Origin of the sequence: Limnomicrobium aquaticum (assembly GCF_040545545.1) — a bacterium.
Lineage (GTDB): Bacteria > Pseudomonadota > Alphaproteobacteria > Rhizobiales > Rhizobiaceae > Ensifer_A > Ensifer_A aquaticum.
Map to the genome: position 1 here is coordinate 1,531,613 of NZ_JBEPMB010000001.1, position 15,213 is coordinate 1,546,825.

At 60.7% G+C, this 15,213-nt stretch carries 18 protein-coding genes; 11 read left to right on the forward strand and 7 right to left on the reverse strand.

Translation table 11 applies throughout. The features are described 5' to 3' along the window. Positions 1-20 precede the first annotated feature (20 nt). The 5 genes from ftrA (at position 21) to ABID16_RS07705 (ending at position 3,843) form a co-directional block, all read left to right on the forward strand. On the forward strand, positions 21-1,016 hold the full coding sequence (gene ftrA, locus ABID16_RS07685) for a transcriptional regulator FtrA (RefSeq protein WP_354555698.1): 996 nt from the start codon (positions 21-23) through the stop codon (positions 1,014-1,016). A 124-nt stretch (positions 1,017-1,140) separates the two neighbouring features. Continuing rightward, complete coding sequence (locus ABID16_RS07690; RefSeq protein WP_354555699.1) at positions 1,141-1,497, forward strand: PilZ domain-containing protein; 357 nt, start codon at positions 1,141-1,143, stop codon at positions 1,495-1,497. A 102-nt stretch (positions 1,498-1,599) separates the two neighbouring features. Further along, entirely contained in the window at positions 1,600-1,956 is a 357-nt protein-coding gene (locus ABID16_RS07695) for a PilZ domain-containing protein (RefSeq protein WP_354555700.1), read from the forward strand. A gap of 63 nt (positions 1,957-2,019) precedes the next feature. Continuing rightward, positions 2,020-3,132: a pyridoxal phosphate-dependent aminotransferase gene (locus ABID16_RS07700; protein WP_354555701.1), complete on the forward strand. Its 1,113-nt coding sequence runs from the start codon at positions 2,020-2,022 to the stop codon at positions 3,130-3,132. 81 nt (positions 3,133-3,213) lie between these two features. Further along, entirely contained in the window at positions 3,214-3,843 is a 630-nt protein-coding gene (locus ABID16_RS07705; protein ID WP_354555702.1) for a L,D-transpeptidase, read from the forward strand. Here ABID16_RS07705 and ABID16_RS07710 read toward each other — a convergent pair. Beyond that, positions 3,840-4,715: an EamA family transporter gene (locus tag ABID16_RS07710; protein WP_354555703.1), complete on the reverse strand. Its 876-nt coding sequence runs from the start codon at positions 4,713-4,715 to the stop codon at positions 3,840-3,842. The genes ABID16_RS07705 and ABID16_RS07710 overlap by 4 nt on opposite strands. A 79-nt stretch (positions 4,716-4,794) precedes the next feature. Between ABID16_RS07710 and ABID16_RS07715 the strand changes: the two genes are divergently transcribed. Continuing rightward, positions 4,795-5,304 (forward strand): MarR family winged helix-turn-helix transcriptional regulator, encoded by a 510-nt coding sequence (locus ABID16_RS07715; protein WP_354555704.1) that lies wholly within the window; start codon positions 4,795-4,797, stop codon positions 5,302-5,304. A 166-nt stretch (positions 5,305-5,470) separates the two neighbouring features. Here the strand turns inward: ABID16_RS07715 and ABID16_RS07720 are convergent, their stop codons facing one another. The 5 genes from ABID16_RS07720 to ABID16_RS07740 form a co-directional block, all read right to left on the reverse strand. Beyond that, positions 5,471-5,995: a hypothetical protein gene (locus ABID16_RS07720; protein ID WP_354555705.1), complete on the reverse strand. Its 525-nt coding sequence runs from the start codon at positions 5,993-5,995 to the stop codon at positions 5,471-5,473. Between the two features lie 258 nt (positions 5,996-6,253). Continuing rightward, positions 6,254-6,781, reverse strand: a complete 528-nt coding sequence (locus tag ABID16_RS07725) for a P-loop NTPase family protein (RefSeq protein ID WP_354555706.1) — start codon at positions 6,779-6,781, stop codon at positions 6,254-6,256. 29 nt (positions 6,782-6,810) lie between these two features. After that, positions 6,811-8,310: an AMP nucleosidase gene (locus ABID16_RS07730; protein ID WP_354555707.1), complete on the reverse strand. Its 1,500-nt coding sequence runs from the start codon at positions 8,308-8,310 to the stop codon at positions 6,811-6,813. 62 nt (positions 8,311-8,372) lie between these two features. Then, the gene (locus ABID16_RS07735) at positions 8,373-8,543 is read right to left on the reverse strand and encodes a hypothetical protein (protein WP_354555708.1); all 171 of its coding nucleotides are present in this window, start codon (positions 8,541-8,543) and stop codon (positions 8,373-8,375) included. A gap of 184 nt (positions 8,544-8,727) precedes the next feature. Further along, on the reverse strand, positions 8,728-9,069 hold the full coding sequence (locus tag ABID16_RS07740; RefSeq protein ID WP_354555709.1) for a DUF2147 domain-containing protein: 342 nt from the start codon (positions 9,067-9,069) through the stop codon (positions 8,728-8,730). 545 nt (positions 9,070-9,614) lie between these two features. Here ABID16_RS07740 and ABID16_RS07745 point away from each other — a divergent pair. Together ABID16_RS07745 and ABID16_RS07750 are read left to right on the forward strand one after the other, a co-directional pair. Further along, positions 9,615-9,875: an SEL1-like repeat protein gene (locus ABID16_RS07745; protein ID WP_354555710.1), complete on the forward strand. Its 261-nt coding sequence runs from the start codon at positions 9,615-9,617 to the stop codon at positions 9,873-9,875. A 469-nt stretch (positions 9,876-10,344) separates the two neighbouring features. Further along, positions 10,345-11,445, forward strand: coding sequence for a DUF2778 domain-containing protein (locus ABID16_RS07750; RefSeq protein ID WP_354555711.1), 1,101 nt, complete (start codon positions 10,345-10,347; stop codon positions 11,443-11,445). A gap of 52 nt (positions 11,446-11,497) precedes the next feature. On the opposite strand, the gene ABID16_RS07755 is transcribed toward ABID16_RS07750, so the two are convergent. Beyond that, entirely contained in the window at positions 11,498-11,917 is a 420-nt protein-coding gene (locus ABID16_RS07755; protein WP_354555712.1) for a winged helix-turn-helix transcriptional regulator, read from the reverse strand. A gap of 103 nt (positions 11,918-12,020) precedes the next feature. Here ABID16_RS07755 and ABID16_RS07760 point away from each other — a divergent pair, with 103 nt between their 5' ends. The 3 genes from ABID16_RS07760 (at position 12,021) to ABID16_RS07770 (ending at position 15,213) form a co-directional block, all read left to right on the forward strand. Continuing rightward, positions 12,021-13,034, forward strand: coding sequence for a zinc-binding alcohol dehydrogenase family protein (locus tag ABID16_RS07760; protein WP_354555713.1), 1,014 nt, complete (start codon positions 12,021-12,023; stop codon positions 13,032-13,034). Positions 13,035-13,103: 69 nt separating this feature from the next. Continuing rightward, positions 13,104-13,808, forward strand: a complete 705-nt coding sequence (locus tag ABID16_RS07765) for an SDR family oxidoreductase (protein WP_354555714.1) — start codon at positions 13,104-13,106, stop codon at positions 13,806-13,808. A gap of 193 nt (positions 13,809-14,001) precedes the next feature. Next, positions 14,002-15,213 carry an MFS transporter gene (locus ABID16_RS07770; RefSeq protein ID WP_354555715.1) on the forward strand — a complete coding sequence of 404 codons (1,212 nt, stop codon included), beginning with the start codon at positions 14,002-14,004 and terminating at the stop codon, positions 15,211-15,213.

A 15,213-nucleotide genomic window follows, 5' to 3' on the forward strand; every position in this document is an offset into this window, starting at 1 on the left:
TCCGCTTGAAATTGGCGTGAATGACAACTATCGTCGAAATCATGCCAGACCACATTTCGCCCACCCATGGCCCGCGTGTCGCCGTGCTCGCCTATGACGGGCTCTGTACCTTTGAATTCGGCGTGGCCTATGAGGTTTTCGGCCTGCCGCGTCCGGAAATGGGTCCCGGCTGGTATCGCTATCAGGTCGTGGCTGTCGAAGACGGCCCATTGCGGGCAGCCGGCGGGTTGACCGTCATGGCCAGTGGCGGGCTTGATCATCTTGGCGAAGCAGATCTCATCGTGGTTCCCGGCTGGCGCGCGATCGATGCCTTAGCGCCGGAAGAACTTCTTCAGGCCTTGCGTGATGCGAACCAGCGTGGCGCGCGCGTCATGTCGCTCTGTTCGGGTATCACGGTGCTGGCGCAGGCCGGCCTTCTGTCGGGACTGAAAGCGACGACTCATTGGCGCTATGCTGCCTCGATCACTGCACGCTTTCCGGACATCGACCTCGATCCGTCGGTGCTCTATGTCGACAACGGCTCGGTCCTCACCGCCGCCGGCAGCGCCGCGGGGATCGATCTCTGCCTGCATGTCGTGCGGCGGGATTTCGGGACGGAGGCGGCCAACAGTGTCGCGCGGCGGCTTGTCGTGCCACCGCATCGCGAGGGCGGACAGGCGCAGTTCATTCCCGGCCCGGTTGCCCGCGATCACCAGAAAGAGCGGCTGAGCCCGCTCTTCGACTGGATGCGGGAGAATATTGGGAGCGACCTGCCGCTCACAATGCTGGCCAAGCGCGCCGGCATGAGCCTGCGTAGTTTCCAGCGCCGGTTCGAAGAGGCCGCCGGCGTATCGCCGGGCGAGTGGATCGCCATGACAAGGCTACGTGAAGCGCAACGGCTGCTGGAGGCGGACGCGCGGGGCGACCTCGAAGAGGTCGCCAGAGTCGCGGGCTATGGGAGCGCAGCAAACCTGCGCCATCACTTCCGCACCCGGCTTGGCATCAGCCCTGCAGCCTACAGGCGGCAATTTGCGTGACATTGCGACCGCAGGACGCTCCCAAATCTGGAAAAGCCTAAAACTTGACGGAACGCATTAAGCTTCCGGCGAGAGGTCTACGTTATTCTGCAATCAGGTTTAACAGTCGATATGGGGGCCAAGCATGGGCCTGCATTTTAACGGGACTGAACCGCACCGGCCGGGAGCCGAGTTCGACTACGAACGATTTCCGGTCAACCTGCCGACGCGGCTCATTATGATCGGCCATCACTTCAAGTCCAGCGAAGCGCTGTGCATGATGAAGGATGTATCGGTGAGCGGCGCCAAGCTGAAGGTCGAACCCGACCTGATGGTGCCGAGCCATTTCTTCATCATCATCAACGGCCTTCACGACGAGATGGGCTGCACGCTGGTCAAGCGGACGCTGGAATCTGTGTCTTTGAAGTTCAACATGCTGCTGGCAGATGATTTTCTAGAAATGATCCTGCGCCGCAACGCGGCGTTCGAACTCAGCAACTGAACCCTGAAATGATTTGGCGATCGATCAAGTCTTAACGATTTCCTTCAGTCCGATGGAAGGGATCTGCGCCAGAGTGGGGGAACCGAAAGACAGGTCCCTCCGATGCTCGACAAATCCACCTACATGTCCGACGTTCAATCCGGCGTCTACGACCGGAAATTCGAGCATTACAAGGTGCGGCAGAACGCACGAATCGTGACCATCGGGCGCGGCCTGACCGGGCTTTACGAGCGCCAGGCGAAAGTGGTGGACATATCGGTTGCAGGCGCCGGTCTGGAACTCAGCCACTGCATCGGTCTGCCCAAGCATTACTATCTGATGATCGAGGGTTTTCCCAACCGCATCGGCTGTGCCGAGATCTATCGCAAGGACCGGAAGGTGGGCGTGAAGTTCATCGCGCAGATCGACGAACACCTCATCCACAAGATGATCCGCTCGGACTATTTCAAAACCAAGTAGCCCTTGCCGACGATGCGTTTCTCCCTATTCTAGCGCAACGCCTTCAGGGAGCATTTTCGTCGCATGTCCAGTTTCAGCCGTTTCACGCCGCTCATCAATTCGCTGCCCACCACCATCCCTTTTATCGGTCCCGAGGCCATCGAACGAAGCCGCGGCCTGAAGGTGAAGGCGCGCATCGGCGCGAACGAGAACGGCTTTGGCCCCTCGCCGAAGGCGATCGCTGCAATGGAACAGGCCGCGCGCGAGACGTGGCAATATGCCGACCCGGAGAATTATGATCTGCGAGTGGCACTTGCAGCCCATCTCGGCGTCACTCCCAATCACCTCAATGTCGGCGGTGGTATCGACGGGTTGCTCGGTCTCATCGTGCGCATGATCGTGCTGCCAGGAACCCCGGTGGTCACCTCGCTCGGTGGCTATCCGACCTTCAATTTCCAGGTCGCAGGCTTTGGCGGCCGTCTGGTCGCCGTGCCCTACAAGAACGACCACGAGGATCTGGAAGGGTTACTCGATGCCGTGAAGCGCGAGAACGCGCCGCTGGTCTATGTAGCCAACCCGGACAACCCGATGGGCAGCTGGCACAGCGCGGAGAAGATCGTCGCGTTCGCGAAGGCGCTGCCGGAAACGGCGCTGCTGATCCTCGACGAGGCCTATGGCGAGACAGCACCTGCCGGCTCCATTCCGTCCATCGAGAGCCTGATCGACCTGCCGAATGTCATCCGCACGCGCACCTTCTCCAAGGCCTATGGCATGGCGGGTTCGCGGGTCGGCTATGCGATCTCGACGCCGGAGAATGCCAACGCCTTCGACAAGATCCGCAACCATTTCGGCATGAACCGGATTGCGATTGCAGCTGCCATGGCTGCGCTTGCCGATAGGGATTATCTCGAAGCAACGCTCACCCGCGTCAAGTCGGCGCGCGATCGGATAGCCGATATCGCCCGCGCAAACCAGCTCTCGCCGCTGCCTTCGGCCACGAATTTCGTTGCCATCGATACCGGCCGCGACGGCCCCTATTCGCGCGCCATCGTGGATGGTTTGATGGAGGAAGGGGTGTTCATCCGGCTGCCGGGCGTTGCGCCGCTCAATCGCTGCATCCGTGTCAGCGTCGGGCCTGAAGCCGATCTCTCCCTGTTTGAAGATGCGCTGCCGAGGGTTCTCCGGCGGCTCGGTTAAACGCCGCCGTTAACCTTCGGTTTACCATAATTAAGGTAATTCTGCGGCACCGAATCCTCTCCCTCCCCCGAAGGAAAATCCATGCCGATCACCCGTCGCAGCCTTCTTCTCGGCTTTTCCGCAGCCCTTGCCGGCTGCACCACGCAGAACGCCCAGCAGGCCGCGAATTATGGCCCGAAGCCGCAGGAAGAGCATCCGCTGCCGGGCATGCCGCTCGACAAGATCAAGCCGGAACTGCGCCGTGCGGAAATCGACTATCCTTCAAGCGAGAAGCCCGGCACGGTGATCGTCGACACGCCGGCACGGCGGCTCTACTTCATCCTCGGCAACAACAAGGCGATCCGCTACGCCGTCAGCGTCGGCCGCGAAGGCCTGCAGCTGCGCGGCAATGCCTATGTCGGCCGCAAGGCCGAATGGCCGACCTGGACACCGACCGCCAACATGATCAAGCGCGACCCCGGCAAATACGCCAAGCTCGCCGGCGGCATGTCGGGCGGCCCTAACAATCCGCTTGGCGCGCGCGCCCTCTACCTCTATCGCGGCGGCAACGACCTGCATTTCCGCATCCACGGCACCAACCAGCCGGAATCCATCGGCTACGCCATGTCGTCCGGCTGCATTCGCATGCTGAACTATGACGTCATTGATCTTTACGACCGCGTGCCGACCGGCACGAAGGTCATCGTGATCCAGGAAAATCAGGTCGGCTAAATTCCCGGCCTCGCTTTTGCTGCGCGCCCTCCCCGTTGGCCGAGCATGATGCTGCAAAAGATCAGCGCCATGCCGGCCCACTGGAAGGGCGTCAGCATTTCATGGCGGAAGATCAGGCCGAGGGTGACGGCGGCGACGGGGCTGAGGAAGGCCAGTTGCGAAACGCGGTTGGGGTCGAGCTTCGCGATGCCGCGGAACCAGAGCGCATAGGTGAGACCCGCGCCGATGAAGCTTAGATAAGCGACGGCCCCGAGATTGGCGGCGGTCAGTGTCAACAGATCATGGATATGCAGAAAGACGACCGGCAGCAGGAGAATGCCGCCGGCGCTCAACTGCCATGCGGTGAAGGTCAAGAGCGGCACTGGCGGCTGCCAGCGACGGGTGAGCACCGTGCCAAACGCCATGGAAAGCGCGCCGAACAGCCCGGCCACCACGCCGAGCGGGTCGAGGGCCGCGCCTGGTTTCAGGATCAGGATCGCGACGCCCAGCGCCCCACCGAGAGCAGCAAGAACGGAGACAGCGCGGATCGGCGTGCCGACGAGCGCGCGGGCGAGGAAGACGATGATGAAAGGCTGGACCGCGCCAACGGTCGCGGCCACCCCGCCCGGCAGACGATAGGCCGTGATGAAGAGCATCCACCAGAAGATCGAGAAATTGAGCGCGCCGAGGACGAAAGCGCGTAGCCACCAGATGCCGGTTGGCAATTGCCGTGTCAGCACCAGCAACAGAATGCCGGCCGGCAAGGCTCGGAGCGCCGAAACGAAGAGCGGATCGAGACCGGGCAAAAAGGTGGTCGTGACGATATAGGTGCTGCCCCAAATCAGCGGTGCAAGCGCAGTCAACAGAATGTCGGAGAGGGCGACGGCGGGCATGAAAGCCTCCATTTATCTTGACCTCAAGATAAATGGATAAATCTTGACGTCAAGATAAATTCGTGGTGACGTTTTCTGCATGAGTGAAAAGACCCCGGATGACATCGACAGGATCGTGGCGCAATGGAACCGGGAGCGGCCGGATCTGGATGTCGCGCCCATGGCCCTCATCGGTCGGCTGGGGCGGCTGCGCGAAAAGATCGTGCGGGAGCAGGAAAAGGTCTTCGGCCGCTTCGGTCTAAACAGCGCCGGCTTCGATGTTCTCGCGACCCTTCGGCGGCACGGCGCGCCTTATGCACTCTCACCCGGCGCGCTGATGGACAGCATGATGATCACGTCCGGAACGGTGACGAACCGTATCGACCAGTTGGAAAAGGCAGGTCTTGTCTCCCGAGAACCCAACCCCGAAGACCGCCGCAGCATGATCGTGGCGCTGACGCCGGAGGGGTTGAGGTTGATCGATGAGGCCGTGACGGCGCATGTGGAGAACCAGCACCGGATTGTCGGCCCGCTATCGTCGGACGAGCGGATGGCGCTGAATGCGCTTCTGTCGAGTTTTCTCGGCGGCCTCGCATCGGGCGACGGCTGAAGGACAGCACCGCCGGCCCAGTCATCTATTGATCCGTCAGAAGCGCGCGATATCGGATGCGCGCCAGCCACTGGCGGCGCAACCAAGGCCAGCGTGAGAGCATGAAACCTCATCAAGACTGGCGATGTCGGCAAATCCTGTTGGCCGGACGTCCGGGCCGCGTCGCTCACGGCATGGGCGCGGTGACGCCTTCGTAGACGATCTTCGCCTCCGTACCGGCCTTGAGCGCTGTTTCGGAGACCGGCAGGCCGCTCTTGTCATCGATGAGAACCGTCAGCTTCTCGCCGGGCAGGTTGCCGGTCGCCGCAGTGGGCGAAATTTCGTAAGCCGTTACCGCGACACCGTCCATCTGCTGGGCCCCGAGCTTGCTGCAATCGGTGATGGTCTTGGGCGAGGCTGTCTTCTCCTTCATCATCGCACGAACTGCAGGGCTCAAGGGAGTCTTGTCCCAAGTATCCGCGGCACCGACACGGCCGTAAAGCGCATCCTGCGTCAAGATCAGTTCAGCCGGGTCCTTCATGCCTGGCGTCTTCACTGTCTTCTTCATCGCGGGCACCTTCATCTGCGCTTCATAGGCGTCGAAGACAGGCTGGCAGTCTGCGGCCGCCTGGGCGGCGGAACTGGCGGCCCAGAGGACGCCAAGGGCGAGAAGCATGGAAGAGTATCTGCTGGTCACGATGAAGCGGTACATCCGGGGTTCCAATCCTGAGTTCGCAAGCCGGCGCCTCTTTCTGTCAGAGCAGGGCACGGCGCAGGCTTGCTGTTTCGAAAGCAAGGTCGCAAATGACCGACAACGGTTTAGGTACAGGCGATAGAATATACGTCTGACACTGCAACCTCTGCTGGGCGGATGCCTTTTGCGCCCGAACGCGATCTGTAGGGCCTGACATCCGATTGTACTACGGATGAACGGGCCTGAATATTCGGCTCCCGCCGAAATCAAACAGATCTATCGCTGAAGGTTCCATTCTTTATACACCGCTTCGATTGCCGCGGCCGAGGGTAGATGGATCTTGGGCAGGCCGACATCGGCGAATGTCCTGCGATTCCGTTCCCGGTTCCTCGGTGTCACGACCGCAATGTGTCGGATCATCATCCATTTGATGCTGTCCCGACCGCCAGACAGACTTCCGATCCGGTCACTCTGAAAGAGCGTTCGGCGAAAATAGCGAGCGAGGCTGAGCGCGGTCGAGATTTCGAGGAGGATGACGCCGGTGGCGCGGGCGAAGCGTTGCGGCATGCAGGCGGAGTAGTTCCCGTCCATCACCCAGCGCTCGCCGGCAATCGCCTCGTCATGCAACGCGAAGAATTCCTCGCGCGGGCGCGGCACCCAGTCGGTGCCGGGCATATGATAAAGCTGGTCGAGATGAACAGCCGGCAGATCGCGCTTGCGGGCTATGGCATTGGCCAGCGTCGACTTGCCGCTATTGGACGGGCCGAGGATGCAGATGCGGTCGCCAAGCTCAGCAAGCTCCATCGACGCAGCCCCTCGCCCCGCCAGAAGGCTTACTGGAACGCCGTCTCGAAGAAGCTTCTGAGCTTGCGCGAGTGGAGCTTTTCCGAGGGCATTTCGGCCATTTTCTGGACGGCGCGGATGCCGATCTGGAGATGCTGGTTGACCTGCGTTCGGTAGAAGGCAGTCGCCATGCCGGGTAGTTTCAACTCGCCGTGGAGCGGCTTGTCGGAAATGCAGAGCAGCGTTCCGTACGGCACGCGGAAGCGGAAGCCATTGGCGGCGATGGTCGCCGATTCCATGTCGAGCGCAATGGCGCGCGCCTGGCTCAGGCGCTTCACCGGGCCGCGCTGGTCGCGCAGTTCCCAGTTGCGGTTGTCGATGGTGGCGACCGTGCCGGTGCGCATGATGCGCTTCAGCTCGTAACCACTGTAGCCGGTGACTTCCTCGACGGCCTCTTCGAGCGCCACCTGCACTTCCGACAGCGCCGGGATCGGCACCCAGACCGGCAGGTCGTCGTCGAGCACATGGTCTTCGCGCATATAGGCATGCGCCAGAACGTAGTCGCCGAGACGCTGGGAGTTGCGCAAGCCGGCGCAGTGGCCGAGCATCAGCCAGGCATGCGGGCGCAGCACGGCGATATGGTCTGTAATCGTCTTGGCGTTGGACGGGCCGACGCCGATATTGACCATGGTGATGCCGGCATGGCCCTTCTTCTTCAGGTGATAGGCCGGCATCTGCGGCAGGCGGGGAGCGCCACCTTCGCTGGGCTCAGTCTCACCCGGATAGGTGATCATGTTGCCGGGCTCGACAAAAGCGCTGTAGCCGTTGCCGCCGCCGGCCATCTGCTCGCGCGCCCATTTGCAGAATTCGTCGATATAGAACTGGTAGTTCGTGAAGAGGACGAAATTCTGGAAATGCGTGGCCCCGGTCGCGGTGTAGTGGCTCAGCCGCGCCAGCGAATAGTCGATGCGCTGGGCGGTAAAAGGAGCAAGCGGGCTTGGCTCGCCGGGTGCCGGTTCATACTCGCCGTTGGCGATCTCGTCGTCGGTCGTGTTGAGATCGGGCGTATCGAAGAGGTCGCGCAACTGGACTTCCGCACCCTCAACGAAATTCGCCTCGACATGGGCGCCCTCGCCGAAGGCGAAATGCAGGGGAATCGGCGTCGTCGATTCCGAAACCACGACGGGCACGCCGTGGTTCTTCATCAGCAGTTCTAGCTGGACTTTCAGATAGTGGCGGAAGAGTTCAGGACGGGTGATCGTCGTCGTATAGACGCCGGGCGCCGTCACATGGCCGTAGGAGAGACGCGAGTCCACATGGCCAAAGCTCGACGTCTCAATGGAGACCTGCGGGTAAAATGCCCGGAAGCGCGCGCCGGGCGTCACGCCACTGGCAATCGCCTTGAAGGCGTCGCTAAGAAAAGCGGTGTTGCGCTCATAAAGCGCCTTCAGCGCATCGACGGCTGCTGCAGGGTCATCAAAAACCTGCGGCTCGTACGGATCGGGAGAAATGAAAGGAAGGGGTCGGGTGGGGAAGATTCGCTTGTCCATGTCCCATTATAGACTGAACAGTGTAACAAGCAATCGACAGCCGCGGCGCGCCTCAAGGACGACTACTTCACGCCGCCGCAGAGTGGATCGGCGTTCAGCACGCAGGCGACTTCAGGACCGTGATAGAAGCGGACATTGCTGCCGGAGGCCGACGTGATGACCGCCGATGTCGACAGGCCAAAGACCATCCCGACCAAAGCGATGATCACCATGCGTCTGACCTGCCCGTCCATATCTGCCACTCCCGATCCACTCTCATTGTGTGATCCGGTTGTAGCAAGCTCGGACTGAACGCGGGCTGAGACGGCTATTCAGCCACCATTCAGATTGGTGAACACGAAACAGCGAACTCAACATGCAAAAAAGCCCGACGTCGCCGCCGGGCCCTTCGCAAACCTTTCACCGGGCGTTTACCGGTTATTGCCGAGCCAGGCTCTCGCTCTTGCAGATGAGGCCGCCGAGCGCGCAACCCGAAAGCGTCATCGTCTTGCCCTCGACATGGGCCTTGCCGGAATAGGTCTTGCCTTCGTCAAGCTTATTGACGGTGCCCTTGTAGTCGGCGCCCTTACCGGACATGCAGCCGATGGACTTGCCCTTGTATTCGTTGTTCAGCACGGTGCCGCAGAATTTGTCGCCCGAGCCGGAATACTGGATGAGCGTGCCGTTCGAACGCTTCCATGTGCCCTCAATAGGCTCGGCTGCGAAAGCCGGTGCGGCAAAAGCCGAAATCACGATTGCTGCCGAAATCAATTTCATCATTCAGAGACCTCCTCCAAGGCGTCGCGGCCGTGCCCGCATCCTCTGCCGGGCAGGCATTTGCCATGCTCCTATGAAAACCAGCGTCTGCCAAGCCCCTATCAAGGCCCGCAGACAGACACACATTACTTTACGCGCACGTAAAGGTAAACCGGATTTTCATGTCGTTTCGGCGGCAGGCCGGCGGCGAAGAAAAAGGTCTTCGTTTTGCTTGGTTAGCGTTTGGTTGAAATCGCAGATTGAATAATCCGTAAAATTTATCGCAAAAGCCCGGCATCGCAAGGCTTCTGATGTTTAACAAAAAGCCAAGTTTACCAATCATTTGAACTTTGTTTTCGTCCAATTAAGGATGCCTTTTAAGCGGGTGTTGAAGGGCTCGTGGGATAGTGAAGCCACAAGACGAGCACGGGAAACAACCCGGCCAGATGCACCAGGCAGGCCCCAGTCCGCAACAAGACGGGCGGGGCCAGCAGGGTGACCCGCAAGGGAAAACAGGGATTAAAGAAACAAACAAAAACAACAAAGAAACAGGCACAGGGATTAATACAATGGCACGATTTGAAATGAACGAGACGTCGACGATGGGCTGCGAAACCCGCGCGGACGTGTTTTGCGAAATGGGTCTGATGTATGCCGCCGGTCGTGGTTGCGATGTCGATCTGGTGGCCGCTCACAAATGGCTGAACATTGCCGCCATCAAGGGCTCCGACCGCGCCGCCTCGCTGCGCGCCGATCTCTCCACCGCGATGACCAAGATGCAGCTCGCTCAGGCACTCCGCGAAGCCCGCGAATGGATGACCATGCACTGATCCGAAGTAGATCGGATCGCGACGTGATCGCCACCACAGTTTATGACAAGAACAAGAAGCCCGACCAGGGACAGAATGCTTCGCGCAAGCAAGCTCTCGCATATTCATAACCGCGTCGGACACCCTGGCGCGGTTTTTGCATTTTGGTATTTCGACCCGGAGCCGGTAACCACACAGGAACGCGAACAGCCACTTCTGTTGACTCGCGCCGTAAAAAGGCCAATAACGTCCTATCTTTAGGCGTTTCTTTTAGGCGTAGTTACAATTCAGAAGGCCTCGTAAACCATTTGGTTACCATAGTTTGTCACACTGGGCTCATCAGTTCCCCGCGAGGCTTCCGTTGCCTCAATGCGGGTCTGCGTAACGAGTGGAGCCGAGTTTAATGGCAAATGTGGCAGATATCGCCGGCAGGTTCGGGGCTCACGCTCGTCCGCGACAGGCGAAAGCGACGAAGGCTACCGGATTGAGCATGTCCCAGGGAGCGGCTATTGCGGCAACGGGCGCGACAGCGCTGTTGATTGCATTCGCCACCGTTACATCCACGCACAATGCGCCTGCAGAAACAAGCAAGATCCGCCTCACGCTGACGGATCCGCTGCCGCCCACGCAGGCTCAGATCGAAGCCCGCAATATTCGCACAGAGAAGTCGTCGCGTCTCTATCCTTTCGTGGCCGACGCCGTCGTGACCCACGCCGCCAAGTCCTTCACCGTGCCGCCGCGCGAGGCAGTCGCCTCCGTAGATGTTCCGGTTCTGCCGAAGAAGGCAGAGGTCTTTGCGCAAGCGGACATGCAGAACATGCTGCGTCTCGCAAGCGTTCCGACGCCCACCGCAGCACCGCAGACCGAGGCCGAGCCGGCTGTTGCCACCGCGTCCATCCCGCAGAAGCCGCAGGCCGACCAGCAGGTTGCCAGCCTTGTGACGCCCGATAGCGCCGAAAGCCGCTTCAAGGTCGTGATGCAGGAGCCCGATTTCGACGCGCCGCTGCCAATGGCCCGCCCCGAAGGCTGGCCGAAGCCGCCGGCGCCGCCAGCTACGGCGAAGACCGAAGCACCCAAGCAGGTGCTCGCTTATGCAAACACGAAGACGGATAACGAAGACATTGGCCTGCCGCGCAAGGCGACCGCGCCGAAGATGCAGGCCGGCGTTGCCATCTACGACATCACCGCAAAAACAGTCTACATGCCGGACGGCACCAAGTTCGAGGCGCATTCCGGTCTAGGCCAGTATCGCGACAATCCGAAGTACAAGAACGTCAAGACCAAGGGTCCGACGCCGCCGAACACCTACAAGCTTTCCATGCGCGAAAGCCCCTTCCATGGTGTGCCGGCCCTTCGCATGACGCCGCAGGACCGCAGCCGCATGTTCGGGCGCGACGGTATCCTGACGCATACCTATCTCCGCCGCCGCCCGGGTGACTCCGCCGGATGTATCGCTTTCAAGGACTATTACAGCTTCCTGAAGTACTACAAGCGCGGTGATGTGCACACGATTGTCGTCGTCGAAAGCCTCGGCAGCGACGCTCCGACAGGCGGCAAGAAGTCCTTCCTCGCCTCCCTTTTTGGCGGCTGAGAGACCTTCCATTTCCATATGCTAACGTCCGGCTCCGAAAGGAGCCGGTTTTTCATGCCGTATTGGCGAAGTAACGCAGAGCAGCCCCCTGAAGTTCCGTCTGGTCTTCCGGCGGCACGACATGCGCGCCGTCCCGTCCGCAGAAAACATAGGTCTGGCCCCAGATGGCCAGTGCCCGGATCACCGGCTCCATACTACGGCCCAGCGGCGTCAGATCGTAATCGACATGCGGTGGTACGACGGGATGAACTGTTCGGCGAACCAGGCCTGCCTCCTCAAGCTCGCGCAACTGCCGGGTCAGCATGCGCTGCGTCACCGAGGGCAGCTTGCGGCGCAGCTCATTGAAGCGCTGTGTGCCCGACAGAAGATGGAAAAGCAGCACGCCTTTCCACTTTCCGTCGATGAAACTCAGCGCCGCCTCGACGGCGCAGCCAGGGAAATCCTTGACGAGCTTGGCTCTGGGGCGGGACATTCACAGTATCCTTTTTGGTACTACTGGCCAAAAATGTGCATTCTTGCAGGTTTGTTCTTTAGTACCTTAATAGCTCCTGTCTTTCAAATACAGGAGAAGACCTATGCGTGCCGTTGCCTACTCACAACCTTTGCCGATTTCGCATGAAAACTCGCTGATTGATCTCGAACTGCCAGTGCCGGAGCCCGTAGGACGCGACATACTGGTCGAAGTCAAAGCCGTCTCGGTCAATCCCGTTGACGTCAAGGTCCGGGCTCATCGCACGCCGCAAAATGGGCAACCCTTCGTGCTCGGCTGGGATGCGGCCGGCGTTGTCGTGAAGGCGGGGCCGGAGGCCAAGCTCTTCAAGCCTGGCGACCGGGTCTACTACGCCGGCGCGATTAACCGGTCTGGCTCGAACGCGGAATTCCAGTTGGTGGATGAACGCATTGTCGGCAGGATGCCCGGCAATCTGAGTTTCGAGGAAGCGGCGGCCCTGCCCCTCACGACAATCACCGCCTATGAGGCGCTGTTTGATCGGCTGAAGGTTCGTGATGCCGTGCCGGGTGCCGCGAACGCCCTGCTCGTCATCGGCGGCGCCGGCGGTGTGGGGTCCATGACAATCCAGCTGGCCCGCGCGCTCACAGATCTCACGGTGATCGCCACAGCGTCGCGACCGGAAACGATGGACTGGGTGAAGACGCTGGGCGCGCATCACGTCGTGGATCACACCCAGCCTCTGGCGGCGCAAGTCGGAGCCCTGAAGACCGGCCAGCCGGGCTTCGTCTTCTCGACCAACCAGTCTGACAGCTATGTCGCCGATGTTGCTGCGCTGATGGCGCCGCAGGGACGCTATGCGCTGATCGACGATCCGGCGAGCTTCAACATCATGCCCTTCAAGTCCAAGGCTATCTCCGTCCATTGGGAAATGATGTTCACGCGCCCGCTCTACCAGACCGAAGACATCCAACGGCAGCATCAATTGCTCAACGAGGTGGCGGGCCTGATCGAAGCCGGCTCCATCCGCACGACGCTGACGGACGTGCTGGGGACGATCAATGCTGCCAATCTCAAAAAGGCGCATGCGCTTGTCGAGACGAACAGAACCAAGGGAAAGCTGGTGCTGGCGGGGTTCTAAACCAGCCTGAAGCCGCGTATACAACGAGACGCGCCGGACATATCCTGCGCGTCTTGATGGAGGATTGCGATGACCGGTTCGAAAGTGGCCCTGATTACTGCGGGCGGCAGCGGCATGGGCGCAGCGGCGGCCCGGAAACTGGCGGCCGATGGCTACAAGGTCGCGATCCTCTCCTCCTCCGGCAAGGGCGAGGCGCTGGCCGCCGAGCTTGGCGGATTGGGCGTCACCGGCTCCAATCTCTCAAACGACGACATCAAGCGGTTTGTCGACCTGTCGCTGGAGCGCTTCGGCCGCATCGATGTGCTCGTCAACAGCGCCGGTCACGGTCCGAAAGGGCCGGTCCTCGATATTTCGGACGAGGACTGGCATCTCGGGATGGATTATTACCTGCTGAACGTTATCCGCCCGACCCGGCTCGTCACACCGCATATGCAGGCACAGGGCGGCGGCGCGATCGTCAACATCTCGACCGCCTGGGCCTTCGAGCCGGATGCGCAGTTCCCAACATCCGGCGTTTTCCGCGCAGGGCTTGCAGCCTTCACCAAGCTCTTTGCCGACAAATATGCGAGCGACAATATCCGCATGAACAATATCCTGCCCGGCTATATCGACAGCCTGCCGGAAAAGCAGGAGCGCCGCGACAAGATCCCCATGGGCCGCTATGGCTCCATGGACGAAATCGCTGCGACCGTCGCCTTCCTCGCTTCGGAGGGTGGCGGCTATATCACGGGGCAGAACCTGCGGGTTGACGGCGGGATCATGCGCTCCATCTGAACGCCAGGCAAATTGCTGCAATGCAATATTTGCTTTACGTGCCTCAGCTCTTCTGTTACGCCTAATGCAGTCGAACCATTGCGTTCGATTGTGACACCTCACATCCCCCGTGTTCGATGCCGCGCATTTCGCGCGTCGCGTCGATATTGATTCGAGAGACCGCGTTTTGAGCGATTCCGTCTGCGCTGATTGCATGCCTGCAGCCGAAGGGGCTGCGCCCCGCCCCTACACCCGCTTTGAAGTCGCGCTTGTCATTTTTGCGCTCGCCGTCGGAGGCTTCGGCATCGGCACGGGCGAATTCGCCGTCATGGGCGTGTTGCCGGATATCGCCTCGAGCTTCCATGTGACAGCGCCGCAAGCCGGTTACGTGATCAGCGCCTATGCGCTGGGCGTTGTCGTCGGCGCGCCGATCATCGCCATGCTCGCGGCAAAGCTCTCGCGGCGGAACCTGCTGCTGGGCCTGATGGGCGTGTTTGCGGCTGGCAATATCATGAGCGCATTTGCCCCGACTTTCGAGAGCTTCACCCTCCTGCGCTTTTTGACCGGCTTACCGCACGGTGCTTATTTCGGTGTTGCCTCGCTGGTTTCCGCCTCGCTGGTGCCACTGAACATGCGAGCGCGTGCCGTCGGCTGGATGATGTTGGGCCTGACGGTCGCGACACTTGCCGGCACGCCCATCATGTCCTTCTTCGGCCAGTTGTTGAACTGGCGCGTTGTCTTCGGCGGTGTCGGCATGATCGGGCTCGTCACCGTGGTACTCTGCGCCATCTACCTGCCGCGCGATACCGTGGCAGAAGGTGCGAGCATGAAGCGTGAGCTTGTCGCCTTCACGCGACCGCAGGTCTGGCTGACGCTGCTGATAGCCGCCACCGGCTTCGGAGGCATGTTCGCGGTGTTCAGTTATGTGGCACCGACGGCACTCGAAGTTGCGATGATGTCACCAGCCTGGATTCCCGTGATCATGGGCATTTTCGGGCTTGGCATGAATGTCGGTAATATTGTCGGCTCCCGACTTGCCGATCTCTCCATCATGGGGACGATCGGCGGCATGCTGATCTTCAATATGGCCATCATGTTGCTCTTCAGCCTCACGGCCGCAAACCCTTACATGCTCTGCCTCTGCGTCTTCTTCACCGGCTGCACGTTTGCGCCCGGCCCGGCCGTACAGACGCGCCTCATGGATGTGGCGGCGGAAGGTCAGGCGCTCGCCGCCGCCTCCATGCACTCGGCCTTCAATGTCGCCAACGCGCTCGGCGCCTGGCTCGGCGGCCTCGTCGTCACACTCGGCTTAGGCTATCCCGCAACCGGCTATGTCGGTATGTTCCTGGGCCTGATCGGCCTGGCGATCTTCGCGGTCTCTTGGCGGATGGAAAAGACGGCGCGGATGATGACGACCAGGGGATAA

Excerpts from the sequence above, each read along its gene's own strand:
- ABID16_RS07740 (WP_354555709.1), bottom strand. The coding sequence starts at position 9,069 with ATGATGAAATTGATTTCGGCAGCAATCGTGATTTCGGCTTTTGCCGCA.
- ABID16_RS07710 (WP_354555703.1), bottom strand. The coding sequence starts at position 4,715 with ATGCCCGCCGTCGCCCTCTCCGACATTCTGTTGACTGCGCTTGCACCG.
- ABID16_RS07765 (WP_354555714.1), top strand. The coding sequence starts at position 13,104 with ATGACCGGTTCGAAAGTGGCCCTGATTACTGCGGGCGGCAGCGGCATG.
- ABID16_RS07745 (WP_354555710.1), top strand. The coding sequence starts at position 9,615 with ATGGCACGATTTGAAATGAACGAGACGTCGACGATGGGCTGCGAAACC.
- ABID16_RS07720 (WP_354555705.1), bottom strand. The coding sequence starts at position 5,995 with ATGTACCGCTTCATCGTGACCAGCAGATACTCTTCCATGCTTCTCGCC.
- ABID16_RS07770 (WP_354555715.1), top strand. The coding sequence starts at position 14,002 with ATGCCTGCAGCCGAAGGGGCTGCGCCCCGCCCCTACACCCGCTTTGAA.
- ftrA (WP_354555698.1), top strand. The coding sequence starts at position 21 with ATGACAACTATCGTCGAAATCATGCCAGACCACATTTCGCCCACCCAT.
- ABID16_RS07755 (WP_354555712.1), bottom strand. The coding sequence starts at position 11,917 with ATGTCCCGCCCCAGAGCCAAGCTCGTCAAGGATTTCCCTGGCTGCGCC.
- ABID16_RS07735 (WP_354555708.1), bottom strand. The coding sequence starts at position 8,543 with ATGGACGGGCAGGTCAGACGCATGGTGATCATCGCTTTGGTCGGGATG.
- ABID16_RS07725 (WP_354555706.1), bottom strand. The coding sequence starts at position 6,781 with ATGGAGCTTGCTGAGCTTGGCGACCGCATCTGCATCCTCGGCCCGTCC.
- ABID16_RS07715 (WP_354555704.1), top strand. The coding sequence starts at position 4,795 with ATGAGTGAAAAGACCCCGGATGACATCGACAGGATCGTGGCGCAATGG.
- ABID16_RS07690 (WP_354555699.1), top strand. The coding sequence starts at position 1,141 with ATGGGCCTGCATTTTAACGGGACTGAACCGCACCGGCCGGGAGCCGAG.
- ABID16_RS07750 (WP_354555711.1), top strand. The coding sequence starts at position 10,345 with ATGTCCCAGGGAGCGGCTATTGCGGCAACGGGCGCGACAGCGCTGTTG.
- ABID16_RS07705 (WP_354555702.1), top strand. The coding sequence starts at position 3,214 with ATGCCGATCACCCGTCGCAGCCTTCTTCTCGGCTTTTCCGCAGCCCTT.
- ABID16_RS07760 (WP_354555713.1), top strand. The coding sequence starts at position 12,021 with ATGCGTGCCGTTGCCTACTCACAACCTTTGCCGATTTCGCATGAAAAC.
- ABID16_RS07695 (WP_354555700.1), top strand. The coding sequence starts at position 1,600 with ATGCTCGACAAATCCACCTACATGTCCGACGTTCAATCCGGCGTCTAC.
- ABID16_RS07730 (WP_354555707.1), bottom strand. The coding sequence starts at position 8,310 with ATGGACAAGCGAATCTTCCCCACCCGACCCCTTCCTTTCATTTCTCCC.
- ABID16_RS07700 (WP_354555701.1), top strand. The coding sequence starts at position 2,020 with ATGTCCAGTTTCAGCCGTTTCACGCCGCTCATCAATTCGCTGCCCACC.